Origin of the sequence: Ralstonia pickettii (assembly GCF_016466415.2) — a bacterium.
GTDB lineage: Bacteria > Pseudomonadota > Gammaproteobacteria > Burkholderiales > Burkholderiaceae > Ralstonia > Ralstonia pickettii.
The window spans coordinates 864,769-880,092 of the sequence record NZ_CP066771.1; the positions used below are offsets into that span (position 1 = coordinate 864,769).

The 15,324-nt window shown below is 64.6% G+C and carries 12 protein-coding genes, 1 tRNA gene and 2 pseudogenes; 11 read left to right on the forward strand and 4 right to left on the reverse strand.

Translation table 11 applies throughout. The features are described from left to right. Nucleotides 1-73: 73 nt before the first annotated feature. Complete coding sequence (locus RP6297_RS04145; RefSeq protein WP_009238611.1) at nucleotides 74-1,957, reverse strand: DEAD/DEAH box helicase; 1,884 nt, start codon at nucleotides 1,955-1,957, stop codon at nucleotides 74-76. A 499-nt stretch (nucleotides 1,958-2,456) separates the two neighbouring features. Between RP6297_RS04145 and RP6297_RS22750 the strand changes: the two genes are divergently transcribed. Next, a complete protein-coding gene (locus RP6297_RS22750; RefSeq protein WP_009277350.1) occupies nucleotides 2,457-2,645 on the forward strand; it encodes a hypothetical protein in 189 nt (62 codons plus the stop codon). A gap of 113 nt (nucleotides 2,646-2,758) precedes the next feature. Here RP6297_RS22750 and RP6297_RS04155 read toward each other — a convergent pair. Beyond that, nucleotides 2,759-2,833: transfer RNA gene (locus tag RP6297_RS04155), tRNA-Arg, on the reverse strand. Between the two features lie 308 nt (nucleotides 2,834-3,141). Between RP6297_RS04155 and RP6297_RS04160 the strand changes: the two genes are divergently transcribed. Next, on the forward strand, nucleotides 3,142-3,357 hold the full coding sequence (locus RP6297_RS04160; protein ID WP_004629101.1) for a hypothetical protein: 216 nt from the start codon (nucleotides 3,142-3,144) through the stop codon (nucleotides 3,355-3,357). Nucleotides 3,358-3,437: 80 nt separating this feature from the next. On the opposite strand, the gene RP6297_RS04165 is transcribed toward RP6297_RS04160, so the two are convergent. Next, nucleotides 3,438-4,349 carry an amino acid ABC transporter substrate-binding protein gene (locus RP6297_RS04165; RefSeq protein ID WP_009238609.1) on the reverse strand — a complete coding sequence of 304 codons (912 nt, stop codon included), beginning with the start codon at nucleotides 4,347-4,349 and terminating at the stop codon, nucleotides 3,438-3,440. 470 nt (nucleotides 4,350-4,819) lie between these two features. After that, complete coding sequence (locus RP6297_RS04170; RefSeq protein ID WP_009238608.1) at nucleotides 4,820-5,026, reverse strand: hypothetical protein; 207 nt, start codon at nucleotides 5,024-5,026, stop codon at nucleotides 4,820-4,822. Between the two features lie 173 nt (nucleotides 5,027-5,199). Here RP6297_RS04170 and RP6297_RS22855 point away from each other — a divergent pair. The 9 genes and pseudogenes from RP6297_RS22855 to RP6297_RS04205 form a co-directional block, all read left to right on the forward strand. Continuing rightward, nucleotides 5,200-6,033 (forward strand): annotated as a pseudogene (locus RP6297_RS22855) (ABC-F family ATP-binding cassette domain-containing protein); the annotation flags it as partial. Nucleotides 6,034-6,234: 201 nt separating this feature from the next. Then, nucleotides 6,235-6,546, forward strand: a pseudogene (locus tag RP6297_RS22860) (ATP-binding cassette domain-containing protein); the annotation flags it as partial. 303 nt (nucleotides 6,547-6,849) lie between these two features. Continuing rightward, nucleotides 6,850-7,110 carry a hypothetical protein gene (locus tag RP6297_RS22865; RefSeq protein WP_411172363.1) on the forward strand — a complete coding sequence of 87 codons (261 nt, stop codon included), beginning with the start codon at nucleotides 6,850-6,852 and terminating at the stop codon, nucleotides 7,108-7,110. 172 nt (nucleotides 7,111-7,282) lie between these two features. Continuing rightward, nucleotides 7,283-9,268, forward strand: a complete 1,986-nt coding sequence (locus RP6297_RS04180) for a DNA topoisomerase IV subunit B (RefSeq protein WP_009238606.1) — start codon at nucleotides 7,283-7,285, stop codon at nucleotides 9,266-9,268. 16 nt (nucleotides 9,269-9,284) lie between these two features. Further along, nucleotides 9,285-10,175, forward strand: coding sequence for a lytic transglycosylase domain-containing protein (locus RP6297_RS04185; protein ID WP_009238605.1), 891 nt, complete (start codon nucleotides 9,285-9,287; stop codon nucleotides 10,173-10,175). 49 nt (nucleotides 10,176-10,224) lie between these two features. Then, nucleotides 10,225-12,567, forward strand: a complete 2,343-nt coding sequence (gene parC / locus RP6297_RS04190) for a DNA topoisomerase IV subunit A (RefSeq protein ID WP_009238604.1) — start codon at nucleotides 10,225-10,227, stop codon at nucleotides 12,565-12,567. Between the two features lie 4 nt (nucleotides 12,568-12,571). Continuing rightward, nucleotides 12,572-13,150 carry a chromate transporter gene (locus RP6297_RS04195; RefSeq protein ID WP_009238603.1) on the forward strand — a complete coding sequence of 193 codons (579 nt, stop codon included), beginning with the start codon at nucleotides 12,572-12,574 and terminating at the stop codon, nucleotides 13,148-13,150. After that, nucleotides 13,132-13,677, forward strand: a complete 546-nt coding sequence (locus tag RP6297_RS04200) for a chromate transporter (protein ID WP_171924770.1) — start codon at nucleotides 13,132-13,134, stop codon at nucleotides 13,675-13,677. Before RP6297_RS04195 ends, RP6297_RS04200 begins: the two co-directional genes overlap by 19 nt. 238 nt (nucleotides 13,678-13,915) lie before the next feature. Then, nucleotides 13,916-15,298, forward strand: coding sequence for an amino acid permease (locus tag RP6297_RS04205; protein ID WP_009238601.1), 1,383 nt, complete (start codon nucleotides 13,916-13,918; stop codon nucleotides 15,296-15,298). Nucleotides 15,299-15,324 lie beyond the last annotated feature (26 nt).

The following is a 15,324-nucleotide window of genomic DNA, read 5'->3' on the forward strand; positions in this document are numbered from 1 at the left end:
ACCCCACGCCGTTAGACGTGGGGTTTTTGTTGGCTCGCTGCGAAGGCCATCCGACGGGATAGCCCTTTATCGATCAACGATCGAAGTCGCGCGAACGGCCCTTGCTGCCGTAGCTGTCGCGGTTGCCGTCGCGATTGCCATAGCTGCGACGCTGTGCGCCGTTGCCAGCGTCGCCGAAGCGGTTGCCGCCGTTGTTGTCGCCGAAGCGACGCGGGGCGGCGCCTTCACGGTTGCCATCGCGATTGCCATAACCGCCACCGTTGCCGGTGCCGGCGCTGTTGCCGTAGCCACGGTTGCCGTCTTGCGTGCCTTGCGTGCGCGCGGGGCGTTGCTGCCAGTCGCCACGGTTTTGCTGGCCTTGGCCATACGACGGACGCGGGGCGCGGTCGTCGCGGTTCCATTCGCGTTGGGCGCCTTGGTAGCCGCCGCTGTTGCTATTGCTGTTGCCATTGCGGTCGTCGCGGCGCGGAGCAAAGCCGTCGCGGTCGCCGGCGAAGCTGCGCTGGAAGCGGCCTTCGTTGTTGCCGCTATTGCCACCGTTGCCGCCTTGGCGTGCGCCGTAGCCTTCACGCTGGCCGCGATAACCGCCGCCATTGCCACCGTTTCCGCGGTAGCCGCCACGGTCGCCGCCGGCACGCGGGCCACCTGTGCGGGGCTTGGCCGAGCGCTTCGGCTCCAGGCCCTCAACCACCGATGCGTCGATGCGGCGATCAACGAAGCGCTCGATACGGCGCCATTGGAACGTGTCGTTGTGGTTCACCAGGTTGATGGCGATGCCGCTGCGGCCCGCGCGGCCCGTACGGCCGATGCGGTGCACGTAGTCTTCCGCTTGCTTGGGCAGGTCAAAGTTGACCACGTGCGTGATGTCCGGCACGTCGATGCCGCGCGCTGCCACGTCGGTGGCCACCAGCACGCGCAACTGGCCGCGGCGCAGCGCCGTCAGCGTGCGGTTGCGCGCGCCCTGGTGCATGTCGCCATGCAAGGCCCCGGCGGAGAAGCCGTGCTCGGTCAGGCGTTCGGCCAGCGAATCGGCATCACGCTTGGTCGCCGTGAAGACGATGGCTTGCTTGAGCGATGCATCGCGCAGCAGGTGATCCAGCAGCTGCTGCTTGTGCGACATGTCGTCGGTGAAGTGCAGGCGCTCTTCGATGTTGCTCTGGTCGACCTTGGCGGCGGCGATTTCGATGCGCTGCGGCTCGCGCATCATGCGCTCGGCCAGTTGCTCGATGCGGCGGTCCATGGTGGCCGAGAACATCAGCATCTGGCGCGTGGCCGGCGTAGCGCCGACGATGGCTTCGATGTCATCCGAGAAGCCCATGTCCAGCATGCGGTCGGCTTCGTCAAAGACGAGCATGTCGAGTGCCGACAGGTCGATGCGGCCCGAGTCGATGTGGTCGAGCAGGCGGCCCGGCGTGGCGATGATGATGTCCGGCATGCGGGCCAGCATGTCGAGCTGCTTCGGGTACGGCATGCCGCCCAGGATGCTCGCGCAGACGATACGGCGCAGGTGGCGGCCGTACTGTGCGGTGGCGGTGGTCACTTGCAGGGCCAGTTCACGCGTGGGCGTCAGCACCAGCAGCGACGGCTTGGCCGGCGCCGGGCGAGGGCGACGGCCCTTCATGCGTTGCGGCGGGCCGTCCATGCGCGGACGCTGCGGCTCAGGCTGCTCGCTGATGCGCTGGATGGCCGGCAGGATGAACGCGGCGGTCTTGCCCGAACCAGTCTGGCTCGTGACCAGCAGGTCGCGGCCGGACAGGCAGGCCGGAATGGCTTGCGCCTGCACCGGCGTGGGCGTGGTGTAGTTCACTTCACCAAGCGCGCGGACGATGCGGTCGTCCAGGCCCAGTGCAGCAAAGGCGCTGGCACGGGTCGCGGTTTCGGCGATGAGGTTTTCGGTATTGGTGTTGATGGTTTCAGCGTGCGCAATGGCGCCGCTGCCGTCTTGAGGCTGCGTCATGTCGAATAGGTAGTAAGGCTGCCGCGTCGCTACATCAACGGATGCAGGCGACGGAAATGGGATACGGCGACCGGTTAATCACGGGCGTCGGCGCCAATCGGATAAGGCCGGTTCGACAGACGGGCTGCAGAACGGACAAGGCGGGGGAGTGGGCCGGCCTCAAGCTGAACAGGTCAGCGAGGTGGGGCGGCGGTCCCTTCGGCGTGATGTGAATCCACGCGGGAGATCGGAGACGATGCCAAGCACAATGGCAATCGGCTGCGCATGCTTGCAACGGGCGGTGGTTCGGACGATGCACGCCGGTTTGGAACCAGCACATCGGCCAATCGCGGACCGAAAAATACGGCAGTAAGCAGCCAAGTTGCGGACTATAGCATGAATTTTTGCAGTGCGCAAAAAATTGCCGGTGGCGCTGATGTACGCGCCGCCGCCGCTTGCCGGATTGGCCTCGCGTCCTATACTCGAAGGACCGGCCACGCTGACGGCCGGAAAGGGGCGGATGATGGAATTCCCGATGGCCTTCTCCAACCTGTACCTGTTGCTCGCCGTTTGCGTTGCGGGCGTGATCGGACTGGCGTCTGCGCCACTGGTGATTCGAGGTGCGCGAGTAGGGATCCGCGTGCTTCTGACGATCATTGGGGTGTTGATCGGGCTGCTCTTGCTCGAAGCGCTGCCGGTGCTGACCTAGATGGCCCGGGGCCATCCGCAGCCATAGGCCCGCCCGCGTGTGGCGGGCCTCGTTGTTTTGTGCGGGCAAGAGAACAAAAAGCCAGGCGTGCAGCCTGGCTTTGTCGTATCTGCTGGTCCCGCCGACAGGAATCGAACCTGTATCTCACGCTTAGGAGGCGCGTGCACTATCCATTGTGCTACGGCGAGAGACCGACCCCGGGTGACGCAAACGGCCGCCCGGGCGAGGCGCGATTCTACGCAATTTGCAGGGCCAAGACCAGTGAGGCACCGGTGCAGCGGGCCGCGCGGGCGCTCGCTACCGACGCCATATGAAATGATGATGACGCCACGTGTTCTGTGGGTTGCCGCCCACAGTTCAGGCGTTCTTGTGATGAGGCAAACGCTAAAGCGAACGAACGATCGGTCGGAGAATCAGATTTAAGTATTACGAACTTTCCACGATTGTTCACGGAAGTTATCCTTCATCACCCTTTCAGAAACCCTAGGCGACCAACATGCTGACATCCGAAGAACGGGACGATCCGTGGACGGTGGAGCCGTCGCTGGAAAGCCTGTTCCCCAAGCATCGGCCCGGGTCGATTGATCGGCCGATCTATTTCCGTCACACCGATACGCCCGACGGCCACGTCATCAAACAGTTCCCTGACGGCTCACGCCAGCTCGTGCGCTTTGTTGGCCTGGAAGAACAGGTCGTCAAACACTTCCTTTAAAGCCTATTTCCGTTTGTGTCATACACAAACAAAAACGCCGCCGTGCGTGACGGCGGCGCTCATGCTGCGTGCGGCTTTGTTCAATCGGCGACTTTGTCGCTCGGATACTTGAACGAGTCGCGCAGCAGGAAGCTCATCGGGATATCGAGCTTTGCGCTGTGCGGCGGAATCGGTTGCTGGAACCACTTCTTGTAGAGCTTCTCGGCGTCGTAGTCGAGGATGATGTTGGTCATCGCGCGATCCACCAGGCGCTTGAACTCGGTGTCGTCCTTGCTCAGCATGATCGCGTAGGGCTCGACCGTCAGCATGTCACCGACGACGGCGTAGTCGCCCGGCGTCTTGGTGTTGGCGCGGAAGCCGTAGAGCAGCACGTCGTCCATTGCAAAAGCGTCGGCCTTGCCGGTTTCGACCATCGCGAAGGATTCAGCGTGGTCCTTGGCTTCGAGAAAGTTCATGTTCAGCACGCGCACGTCGTTCATCTTGCGCAGCTCCGCCACGCTGGTGGTGCCCTTGGTGGTGACGACGGTCTTGCCGCGCAGGTCATCCCACTTGCGGATGCCCGACGACGTCTTGACGAGCATGCGGATGCCCGCGATGTAGTGCGGGATCGTGAAGGCCACTTTCTCCCGGCGCTCGCGGTTGTTCGTGGTCGAGCCACATTCGAGATCCGCTTTGCCTTCGATGATGGCCGGCATCCGGGTGGAAGGCGTGACCATCACGTATTGGACTTTCAGGTCAGGGCGTTTCAGATCAGTGCGCAGCTTGTCGACCACGCGCAGGCACAGGTCCATGGCATAGCCGATGGGCTTTTTGTCGGCGTCGTAGAACGAGAATGGCACGGAGCTTTCGCGATAGGCGACGCGGACGGCGCCGGTGTCGCGGATGCGGTCGAGCACCGGCGTGGACGAGGCCTGGACAGTGCCCGGTGCAAAACTGGAGAGCGAAGCGAAGAGCAGCGCTGCAGCGGGCAGCGCGCGCGTGAAGAACGGCATGGTTGTATCCCCCGGGAAGAATCGGCAGCCCACGTTATCGTTATGCCCGGCTCGTGACCGGAGGGCCTGCCGCATGATACGGCCCGCCGCAGCAAGCTGCAGGCCCGTGCTTTTTTGGTGTTGTACGCAGGCTGCACGAGTGGATTCCGGTCTCTAAAAGCGGCGACGGCGCGTGCTTTTCAGTGGTGCGCCGCGCACATGGGATGTGCGTAGCGCACTGTCCGTGCGGTTCAGCCGGTGCAGCGGACTCGCCCGCGGTGCATACCTGGCCCAGCATGCGTTGCTGCGGTGCGAAGCCGCACCGGGCCTAGCGTTAGGCGTTTTTCCCTACCGGGTTTGTCCCGACTGCCCGAGACGGACGAGGGGCGCTATGCTGCGCCAATGTCTTGTTCGCAAGGCATCGAGGAGAGACTCTTCCGGCCCGCCGAAAGCGGGCCGTTTTCTTTGGCGCCTGCGCGTTCGAGGCCAGCTCAGTTCTGATTCGGAAGCACGTTGCCCGGCTGAGACGACTGCCGCGGCCAGTTCGAGAACGCGAAAATCCACAGCGCTACCAGGTTCGCCACCGGTACCAGCACAAGCAGGGTCCACCACGGTGAGAAGCCGGTCCGCAGCAAGATCTGCCGCACCGGAATGCCTGCCACGATCAAGATGATCAACAGCCCGAATAGTCCGCGCATCGTCGCTCCCCTTCTGTAACGGTATGGATGGCGCGGCCGGAAAAAGCGAGTCCGGCGGCACAAGCGTTATAGCACTGGCAACTGCAAGCGCAATGCTGCCGATGGGCGACGCGCGGGGCGACTACAATACGCGCCTTCCGGCCGTACGCGGCCCGCACCTTTTTCACTCCAGCATGGCCCTGTTTTCCATTACCGATGCGCAACTGGCGTTCGGCCACGTGGCGCTGCTCGACCACACCGATTTCTCGCTTGAAGCCGGCGAGCGCGTTGGCCTGATCGGCCGCAACGGCACCGGCAAGTCGTCGCTGCTCAAGATCGTGGCAGGGATGACCTCGCCCGATGACGGCCTGATCGCCCGCCAGAGCGGCGTGACCTCGGCCTATGTGCCGCAAGAGCCCGAATTCGACCCCGAACAGACCGTGGCCGAAGCCGTGGCGATGGGCGTGCCGCATGCCGCCGGCCTGCTGGCTGAATACGAGGCGCTGATCGCGTCGATGGGCGATGCGCACAATGATGAGGCGATGCACAGGCTGCAGGCGCTGCAATCCCAGTTGGAAGCGGCAGACGCGTGGCAGCTGCGCACGCGCGTGGAAACGACGATCGCCCAGCTGGGCCTGCTGCCCGGCGCGCGCATCGGTTCGCTGTCGGGCGGCCTGACCAAGCGTGTAGCGCTTGCGCAGGCGCTGGTGGGCGCGCCTGACATCCTCCTGCTGGACGAGCCTACCAACCACCTGGACTACGACTCCATCCGCTGGCTCGAAGACTTGCTGCTGGCCTTCCGCGGCAGCGTGTTGTTCATCACGCACGATCGCGCGTTTCTCGACCGTGTGGCCACACGCATCATCGAACTCGATCGCGGCAAGCTGCGCTCGTACCCCGGCAACTTCACGGCGTATCAGACGCGCAAGGCGCAGGAGCTGGAAGCCGAAGCGCTCGAAAACGCCCGCTTCGACAAGCTGCTCGCGCAGGAAGAAGTGTGGATCCGCAAGGGTGTGGAAGCGCGGCGCACACGCAGCGTCGGCCGCGTGGCGCGGCTTGAACAGATGCGTGTGGAGCGCCAGGCGCGCCGCGAGGTGCAGGGCAACGTCAAGCTTGAGGTATCCCAGGGCGATCGCTCCGGCAAGATCGTCGCCGAGTTGATCGACGTGACCAAGCGCTATGGCGACAAAACCGTTGTCGACAACTTCACAGCCACCATCATGCGCGGGGACAAGGTCGGCATTCTCGGCGCCAACGGCGTCGGCAAGACCACGCTGCTGAAGTTGATTCTCGGCGAACTCGCACCCGATTCGGGCACGGTGCGCAATGGTACCAACCTGCAGGTGGCCTATTTCGACCAGATGCGCGCGCAACTCGACTTGAACCGGTCGCTCGCCGACACCATCAGCCCCGGCAGCGACTGGATCGAAGTCAATGGTCAGCGCAAGCACGTGATGAGCTATCTGGGCGACTTCCTCTTCCCGCCCGAGCGTGCCCGCTCGCCGGTGGCTTCGCTGTCGGGCGGCGAGCGCAACCGGCTGCTGCTGGCGCGCCTGTTTGCCCGTCCGGCCAACGTGCTGGTGCTCGACGAGCCGACCAACGACTTGGACATCGACACGCTCGAACTGCTGGAAGAACTGCTGCAGGAATACAGCGGGACGGTATTCCTGGTCTCGCACGATCGCGCGTTCGTCGACAACGTCGTCACTTCGGTGATTGCGGCGGAGGGCGAAGGCCGGTGGCGCGAATACGTGGGCGGGTTCTCGGATTGGCAGATGCAATCGGCACGCTCGGCGCAGATGGCGCAAGCCGCCAAGCCGGCCGCCGAAGAGAAGAAGCCCGAGATGGCCAAGCCGCGCGAGCGTGCCACGGTCAAGCTCAGCTACAAAGAGCAGCGCGAACTCGACGCGCTGCCCGCCACCATCGAGGCGTTGGAGGCCGAGCAGAAGCAGGTCGGCGGCGAACTGGAGGACGGCACGATCTACGGCCGCGACCCGGAGCGCGCGCAAAAGCTGGCCGAGCGCCACGAGGCCATCGAACTGGAGTTGCTGGAGGCGCTGGAACGTTGGGAAGCCCTCGAAGCCAAGCGCGCCGGCACGGTATGACGCTGCATTAACCACGCAATATGTCAGCGGGATGTCGAGCGAATGTGAGTTTCGGCTCGCATCCCGGCGCTGACGATCCCTCCGCATTGTCGAGGACAGCTTCCTTTACAATGCGCGCTGCATTCCCGGTGCTTGGGGACAGACCCAAGCCTGGTCAGTTTTTCCGCCTTCCATGAGCAAAACCTCCCAATACAGCGAATCGTCGATCAAGGTCCTCAAGGGCCTCGAACCGGTCAAGCAACGGCCGGGCATGTACACGCGCACCGACAATCCCCTGCACATCGTGCAGGAAGTCATCGACAACTCCGCTGACGAGGCGTTGGGCGGCTACGGCAAGCTGATTGCCGTGACGCTGCACAGGGACGGCAGCGTGAGCGTGGAAGACGATGCGCGCGGCATTCCCGTCGGCATCCACCCCGAAGAGGGCGTGCCGGTGGTCGAGATCGTCTACACGCGTCTGCACGCCGGCGGCAAGTTCGACAAGGGCCGAGGCGGCGCATATGCGTTCTCCGGCGGCCTGCACGGCGTGGGCGTGTCGGTCACGAACGCGCTGTCGACGCGGCTGGAAGTGACGGTCTGGCGTGACGGCAATGTATCGACGCTCGCATTCTCCGGTGGCGACGTGATTGAACCGCTGACCACCCGCAAGGCCGAACGCGGCGAGAAGAAGAGCGGCACACGCGTGCGTGCGTGGCCGGACGCCAAGTATTTCGATTCCGAGAACATCCCGCTTGCCGAGCTGCAACGCTTGCTGCGCAGCAAGGCCGTGCTGCTGCCGGGCGTGAAGGTCACGCTTACGCTGGAAAAAACCGGCGAGACGCTCGAATGGCAATACGACCAGGGCCTGCGCGGCTATCTGGTCGAATCGCTTGCGCAGGGCAGCGGCGCCGAGCCGGTGATCCCGCTGTTCGAAGGCGAACACTTTGCCGACCCAGACAAGCCCGGCGAAGAAGGTTTTGCCTTCGGCGAAGGCGCCTCGTGGGTGGTGGCCTGGACAGAAGAAGGCTCCCCGGTGCGCGAGTCATACGTGAACCTGATCCCGACGCCCGCTGGCGGCACCCATGAATCCGGTTTGCGCGAAGGGTTGTTCCAGGCTGTGAAGAGCTTTGTCGAGATGCATGCGCTGCTGCCCAAGGGCGTCAAGCTGATGTCCGAAGACGTGTTTGCGCGTGCTTCGTTCGTGCTCTCGGCCAAGGTGCTCGACCCGCAGTTTCAAGGCCAGATCAAGGAACGCCTGAACAGCCGCGATGCGGTGCGGCTGGTGTCCACCTTCAGCCGCCCGGCGCTCGAGCTGTGGCTGAACCAGCACGTCGACCACGGCAAGAAACTGGCCGAACTCGTCATCAAGCAGGCGCAGGCGCGTACACGTGCCGCGCAGAAGGTCGAGAAGAAGAAGGGCTCCGGCGTGGCCGTGTTGCCCGGCAAACTGACCGATTGCGAATCCGACGACGTCACCCGCAACGAACTCTTTCTGGTGGAAGGCGACTCCGCCGGTGGCTCGGCCAAGATGGGCCGCGACAAGGAATTCCAGGCCATCCTGCCGTTGCGCGGCAAGGTGCTGAACACCTGGGAGACCGAGCGCGACCGCCTGTTCGCCAACAACGAAGTACACGACATTGCTGTCGCCATCGGTGTGGACCCGCACGGTCCGAACGATACGGTCGACCTGTCGGGCCTGCGCTACGGCAAGATCTGCATCCTGTCCGATGCTGACGTGGACGGCGCGCACATCCAGGTGCTGCTGCTCACGTTGTTCTTCAAGCACTTCCCGCAACTGATCGATCGGGGGCACGTGTGCGTGGCCCGTCCGCCGCTGTATCGTGTCGATGCCCCGGCGCGCGGCAAGAAGCCTGCGCAGAAGCTCTATGCGCTGGACGACGGCGAACTGGAAGCCATTGAAGACAAGCTGCGCAAGGATGGCGTGAAGGACGGCGCCTGGCAGATCTCCCGCTTCAAGGGCCTGGGCGAAATGAGCGCCGAGCAGCTCTGGGAAACCACCATGAACCCCGATACGCGCCGTCTGCTGCCCGTGGCGCTGGGCGAACTGGGCCAAGACCAGACCATCAACATGATGAACATGCTGATGGGCAAGGGCGAAGCCGGCGCGCGCCGCACGTGGCTGGAAGCGCGCGGCAACGAAGTCGAAGCCGATATCTGACCGCAAACCGACAACGATGAAGCTTTCCGTACGTTTCGCATTCGCATTGACGGCGCTGGCCCTGTTGGCCAGCCAGCCGGCGCGCGCGGACGTCTACGGCTACATCGATGAAAACGGTCTGGCGCACTTCGCTGCCGAACGGCTGGACGATCGCTACGTGCTGTTCATGAAGGGCGCGGCGGTGGCGGGCAAGGGCGACGACAAGGCCAAGGACGATAGCGCCATCGCCCTGCCGGAAACCGAGCTGCCCGATACCGATGCCTATCTCAACGCCAGCAAGCGCGATGCACTCGACAACGCCGCCGGCATGCGCCAGCGCCTGGTGCGCGCGGTGCTGCAGCACCCGAACGTGCCGACGGTGGAACCGCTGATCCGCCAGGCCGCGACCAAGCACGGTATCGACCCCGCGTTAGTGAAGGCCGTGATTGCCGCTGAATCGGGTTTCAACCCGCAGGCCGTGTCGCCCAAGGGGGCAATCGGGCTGATGCAGGTGATTCCGGACACCGGCGCGCGCTACGGCGTGACCGGCGACGCCCGCCGCTCGGCCGCACAAAAGCTGGCCGATCCGAAGACGAACATCACCACCGGCGTGCGTTACCTGAGCGATCTGCTGCGCATGTTCTCAGGCAACCTTGAGCTTGTGCTGGCCGCCTACAACGCGGGCGAGGGCGCCGTGCAGAAGCACGGCAACGACATTCCGCCCTACGCCGAGACGCAGAACTACGTGAAGACGGTGCTGCAGTTCTATCGCTACTACAACCCGGTCGCCGCCGTGCCCGGGTTGATGAACGCGAGCGGCAACGGCGTCATCGCCACACGCAAGCCAGGCCGCACGGGCCGACCCGCACGCATCGAACTCGTATTGGACCCCGCCACCGGCGTGGCCACGAACCTCCCCCAACATTGATCCCGGCGGCGCCGCCACGTTGAAGCGCGCCGCTTTCGCTTGAGCATCCATGGAACAACAAGACATCCTCTTCGACCCCAGCGAGCCGGCCGAAGCGCTCACGCTTGGCGCCTATGCGGAGCGCGCCTACCTCGACTACGCCATCAGCGTGGTCAAGGGCCGTGCGCTGCCCGAAGTGGCCGATGGCCAGAAGCCGGTGCAGCGCCGCATCCTGTTCGCGATGCACGAGATGGGCCTGCGCTCCGATGCCAAGCCCGTCAAATCGGCGCGCGTGGTCGGCGACGTGCTGGGCAAATTCCACCCGCATGGCGATCAATCCGCCTACGACGCACTGGTGCGCCTGGCGCAGGATTTCTCGCTGCGTTACCCGCTGATCGACGGGCAGGGCAACTTCGGCTCGCGCGACGGCGACGGTGCGGCGGCGATGCGCTATACCGAAGCGCGACTCACGCCCATTTCGCGTCTGCTGCTCGAAGAGCTGGACCAGGGCACCGTCGATTTCATCCCGAACTACGACGGCTCGATGGAAGAGCCGAAGCTGCTGCCGGCGCGCTTGCCGTTCGTGCTGCTCAACGGCGCATCGGGCATTGCGGTCGGGATGGCCACGGAGATCCCGTCGCACAACTTGCGCGAAGTGGCGGCCGCCACCGTGGCGCTCATCCGCGACGACAAGCTCACCAGCACCGACCTGATGCAGTACATGCCGGGCCCGGACTTCCCGGGTGGCGGTCAGATCATTTCGTCGGCAGCGGACATTGCGCAGGTGTACGAGAGCGGTCGCGGCAGCCTGAAGGTGCGCGCGCGCTGGAAGATCGAAGAACTCGCACGCGGCCAGTGGCAACTCGTAGTGAACGAATTGCCGCCCAACACCTCGTCGCAGAAGGTGTTGGAAGAGATTGAAGAGCTGACGAACCCGAAGGTGCGCACGGGCAAGAAGTCGCTGTCGCCGGATCAGCTCACCATGAAGCAGACCATGCTGGGTCTGCTCGATGCCGTGCGCGACGAGTCCGGCAAGGACGCGCCGGTGCGCCTTGTGTTCGAACCCAAGAGCAAGAACATCGACCAGCAGGAATTTGCCAACGCGCTGCTCGCCCATACGTCGCTGGAGTCGGGCGCGGCCATCAACCTGGTGATGATCGGCACGGACGGGCGGCCTCGGCAGAAGGGCCTGGCCGAGATCCTGCGCGAGTGGATCACGTACCGCTTCGCCACGGTCACGCGCCGCACGCGCCATCGTCTGGGCAAGGTGGAAGACCGCATCCACATCCTCGAAGGTCGGCAACTGGTACTGCTGCGCGTTGAAGACGTGATCCGGATCATCCGCGAGAGCGAGGAACCCAAGGCCGCGCTGATCCAGGTCTTCAACCTGAGCGACCGCCAGGCCGAAGACATTCTGGAAATCCGCCTGCGTCAGCTTGCTCGCCTGGAAGCGATCAAGATCGAGCAGGAGCTGAAGAACCTGCGCGAAGAGCAGGGCGAGCTGGACGTGCTGCTGAAGTCCGAGACCATGATGCGCCGTCGCATCATCAAGGAAATCGAGACCGACGCGAAGCAATACGGCGACGACCGCCGCACCTTCATCCAGGAAGAGCGCCGCGCCGCTGCCGAAGTGAAGGTGGTCGACGAACCCGTCACGGTGATTGTTTCGCAGAAGGGCTGGGTACGCACGCGCCAGGGCCATGGCCACGACGCCACGCAATTCACCTTCAAGGCAGGCGACACGCTGTACGACACGTTTGAATGCCGGACCACCGATGCGCTGTTGATCTTCGGCACGCGCGACGACAAGGGCACGGGCCGCGTCTATTCCGTGGCCGTGGCCAACCTGCCGGGCGGCCGTGGCGACGGTGTGCCGCTGACGACGCTGATCGAACTCGCGCCGGGCACGCATATCGCCCACACGTTCGCGGGTCACGCCGAACAGAGTCTGGTCATTTCCACGCGCGGCGGCAACGGCTTCCTGGCCAAGGTGGGCGACATGGTCGGCCGCCAGAAGGCTGGCAAGGCGTTCCTAACGCTGGATGAGGGCGACCAGCCCAACAAGCCAGCGCCGGTGCCGGCCGACGCCTATGGCGTGGCGTGCCTGTCCGAAGGCGGCCGCTTGCTGCTGTTCCAGATCAGCGAGTTGAAGACGCTCGCCAGCGGTGGTCGTGGCGTGATCCTGATGGAACTGGAGAAGAACGAAGCGCTGCTCCAGGCGGTGGCCTTTGGTGCAGCGGGCTTTGTGCTCTCTGGCACCGGCCCACGCGGCGGCAAGGCGGTCGAGCAGACTATGACGACCCGCGCGCAGGAGCCGTACGCCGGCAAGCGCGCGCGCAAGGGTAAGACGCTCGAGCCCAAGCTGCGCGATCCGAAGCTCTCGTTGCCCAAGCCCGCGCCGGACGCCGCCTGAGCCCATGAGCGATCCGAGCGCCGCACCTGACGCCAACACCGCAGCAAACACAAACATTCCGTCCTGCAGCAAGCTCTTCACCGAGTTTGCGCGGATGGGCCTGTCGGGCTTCGGCGGCGTGCTGCCCTTTGCGCGCGCCGGTATTGTCGATCGCAACCGCTGGCTCTCCAATACCGAGTTCGCCGAGTTGCTGAGTCTGGGTCAGGTGTTGCCCGGCCCGAATGTGGTCAACCTCTCGGTGATGCTCGGCTACCGCTTTCACGGGGTGCGGGGCGCCGCAGCCGCAATGGCCGGACTGGTGCTGACGCCTTCGGTGCTGCTGTTGCTGATCGTCATGCTGTACGACCATTTCAGCGCCCTCTCGGTGGTGCAGAACCTGCTCAAGGGCATGGCGGCGGTGGCAGCGGGGCTGGTGCTTTCAACGGCCGTCAAGCTGGCGCAGGGGCAGTCGCGCACGTGGCGAGCGCTCGGCATCGGCCTGGCGGTTTTCCTGACCATTGGCGTCCTGCAGTGGCCGCTGCTTCCCGTGATGCTGGTGCTGATTCCGCTCGCACTCGTGCTCGAATGGTGGGCGATGCGATGAGCTACCTCACCACCGTCTTCGACCTGTTCTGGCACTTTCTTGTGCTGTCGTTTCTCGCCATCGGCGGGGCCAGCTCGACGCTGCCCGACATGCACCGCTTTCTGGTCGACACCCGGCACTACATGACGAGCGAGCAGCTGAGCGCCATGTACGCCATCTCGCAGGCGGCGCCGGGCCCCAACGTGCTCTTCGTGGAGTTGTTCGGCTGGCAGGCGGCGGGTCTGGGTGGGGCGATTGCCTCGCTGGTCGGCATCTGCGGGCCGTCGTGCGTGATTGCCGCCGTCATCGCGCGCGTCATGGACCGCAAGCCCGACGCGCGCTGGATTGCGCTGGTCCGCCGCGGCCTCGCACCGCTCACGATCGGCCTGCTGTTCTCCACTGGCTGGGTGCTCGCACGCGGCGCAAACAGCAGCTTCAGCACCATCGCGCTGACCGTGGCGACGGTCTTGGCGTGCTCCTTCACCCGCGTCCACCCGCTGGTGCTGGTGGGGCTCGGCGCATTGGTCGGCGGCATGGGCTGGGTGTAGCGCCCGGGTCGCCCGGCCTGCAAAAACCAAGGCGGACGCATGTCCGCCTTTTTTGTTGGCCCGCTCGCCAACGAGACGGCGCCACGGCCCTCGGGAATACCCCAATGCCGTTCATGATGTATATACAACAACATATCGATCAAAGCGATGTTGTCTGTATGTGAATTTCGATCCGCTCGACGCATCCGTACAGCCCGGCACTGCGCTGACAGCCTCGCCGACATAAAGAGGAGACAGTTTGGAACACCTTCAACGCAACCTGCGCGCGCGGCATATCCGCTTTCTCGCGCTCGGTTCGGCCATCGGCACGGGCCTTTTCTACGGGTCCGCTTCGGCCATCCAGTTGGCCGGGCCGGCCGTGATCCTCGCGTACATCATCGGCGGCGCGGCCGTCTACATGGTCATGCGCGCGCTCGGCGAGATGGCGGTGCGCCAGCCGGTCTCCGGTTCGTTCGGGCGCTATGCGCGCGACAACCTCGGTCCGCTCGCCGGCTTTCTCACCGGCTGGACGTACATCCTCGAAATGGTGATCGTCTGCCTGGCCGACGTGACCGCCTTCGGCATCTACATGGGCTTCTGGTTTCCCGAGGTGCCGCAATGGGTTTGGGTGCTCGGTATCGTCATGCTCATCTGCGGCCTGAACCTCTGCAACGTCAAGGTGTTCGGCGAGATGGAATTCTGGCTCGCGCTGATCAAGATCGCGGCGATCGGCGCCATGATCGTCGGCGGCACCGTCATCCTGTTCCTCGGCGTGAAGATGAACGGCGAGCACGCGTCGGGCCTCAGCAATCTCTGGTCGCACGGCGGGTTCCTGCCGCACGGCGTGGGCGGCCTCGTGGCGTCGTTTGCCGTGGTGATGTTTGCGTACGGCGGCGTCGAGATCATCGGCATTACCGGCGGCGAGGCACAGAACCCCGACAAGGTCATCCCGAAGGCCATCAACGCCGTGCCGGCGCGCATCCTGCTCTTCTACGTGCTGACCATGTGCGTGCTGATGGCGATCTTCCCGTGGACCGGCATCGACGGCCAGGGCAGCCCGTTCGTGCAGATCTTCTCCGGACTGGGCATCCAGTCTGCGGCGGCGATCCTCAACCTCATCGTCATTTCGGCAGCCATCTCGGCCATCAACAGCAACATCTTCGGCGCGGGCCGGATGATGTACGGCATGGCCGAGCAGGGCCAGGCGCCGCGCATCTTTGCGGCCACGTCGCGTCACGGTGTGCCCTGGGTGACGGTGCTGTTCATGGCCGGCGCGCTGCTGTGCGGCGTGGTGCTGAACTATCTGATTCCCGAAAACGTCTTCGTGATCATCGCGTCGATCGCCACGTTCGCGACCGTCTGGGTCTGGCTGATGATCCTGCTCTCGCAGGTGGCCATGCGCCGGCGCCTGTCGGCTGAAGAGGTGCGCGCGCTCAAGTTCAAGGTGCCGCTGTGGCCCGTCGGGCCGGCCCTTGCCATCGCGTTCATGCTGTTCGTGATTGGCGTGCTGGGCACCATGGAAGACACGCGCGTGGCGCTCTACGTTGGCGCAGGCTGGGTGCTGCTCATGTCGGCAGCGTGGTATCTGCGCGTGAAGCCCAACGCAGCAGCCGTTCTGGCTGAAGAGGCAAGCGGGGTTTGAACCCGGCCCCCCGCCAAGAACAGACA

What these genes read in the sequence shown, in the direction of transcription:
- RP6297_RS04160 (WP_004629101.1), top strand. Translation starts at nt 3,142, where the DNA reads ATGCTGACATCCGAAGAACGGGACGATCCGTGGACGGTGGAGCCGTCG.
- RP6297_RS22750 (WP_009277350.1), top strand. Translation starts at nt 2,457, where the DNA reads ATGATGGAATTCCCGATGGCCTTCTCCAACCTGTACCTGTTGCTCGCC.
- RP6297_RS04165 (WP_009238609.1), bottom strand. Translation starts at nt 4,349, where the DNA reads ATGCCGTTCTTCACGCGCGCGCTGCCCGCTGCAGCGCTGCTCTTCGCT.
- RP6297_RS04200 (WP_171924770.1), top strand. Translation starts at nt 13,132, where the DNA reads ATGGTGGGCGATGCGATGAGCTACCTCACCACCGTCTTCGACCTGTTC.
- RP6297_RS04170 (WP_009238608.1), bottom strand. Translation starts at nt 5,026, where the DNA reads ATGCGCGGACTATTCGGGCTGTTGATCATCTTGATCGTGGCAGGCATT.
- parC (WP_009238604.1), top strand. Translation starts at nt 10,225, where the DNA reads ATGGAACAACAAGACATCCTCTTCGACCCCAGCGAGCCGGCCGAAGCG.
- RP6297_RS04145 (WP_009238611.1), bottom strand. Translation starts at nt 1,957, where the DNA reads ATGACGCAGCCTCAAGACGGCAGCGGCGCCATTGCGCACGCTGAAACC.
- RP6297_RS22865 (WP_411172363.1), top strand. Translation starts at nt 6,850, where the DNA reads ATGGCCAAGCCGCGCGAGCGTGCCACGGTCAAGCTCAGCTACAAAGAG.
- RP6297_RS04185 (WP_009238605.1), top strand. Translation starts at nt 9,285, where the DNA reads ATGAAGCTTTCCGTACGTTTCGCATTCGCATTGACGGCGCTGGCCCTG.
- RP6297_RS04195 (WP_009238603.1), top strand. Translation starts at nt 12,572, where the DNA reads ATGAGCGATCCGAGCGCCGCACCTGACGCCAACACCGCAGCAAACACA.
- RP6297_RS04180 (WP_009238606.1), top strand. Translation starts at nt 7,283, where the DNA reads ATGAGCAAAACCTCCCAATACAGCGAATCGTCGATCAAGGTCCTCAAG.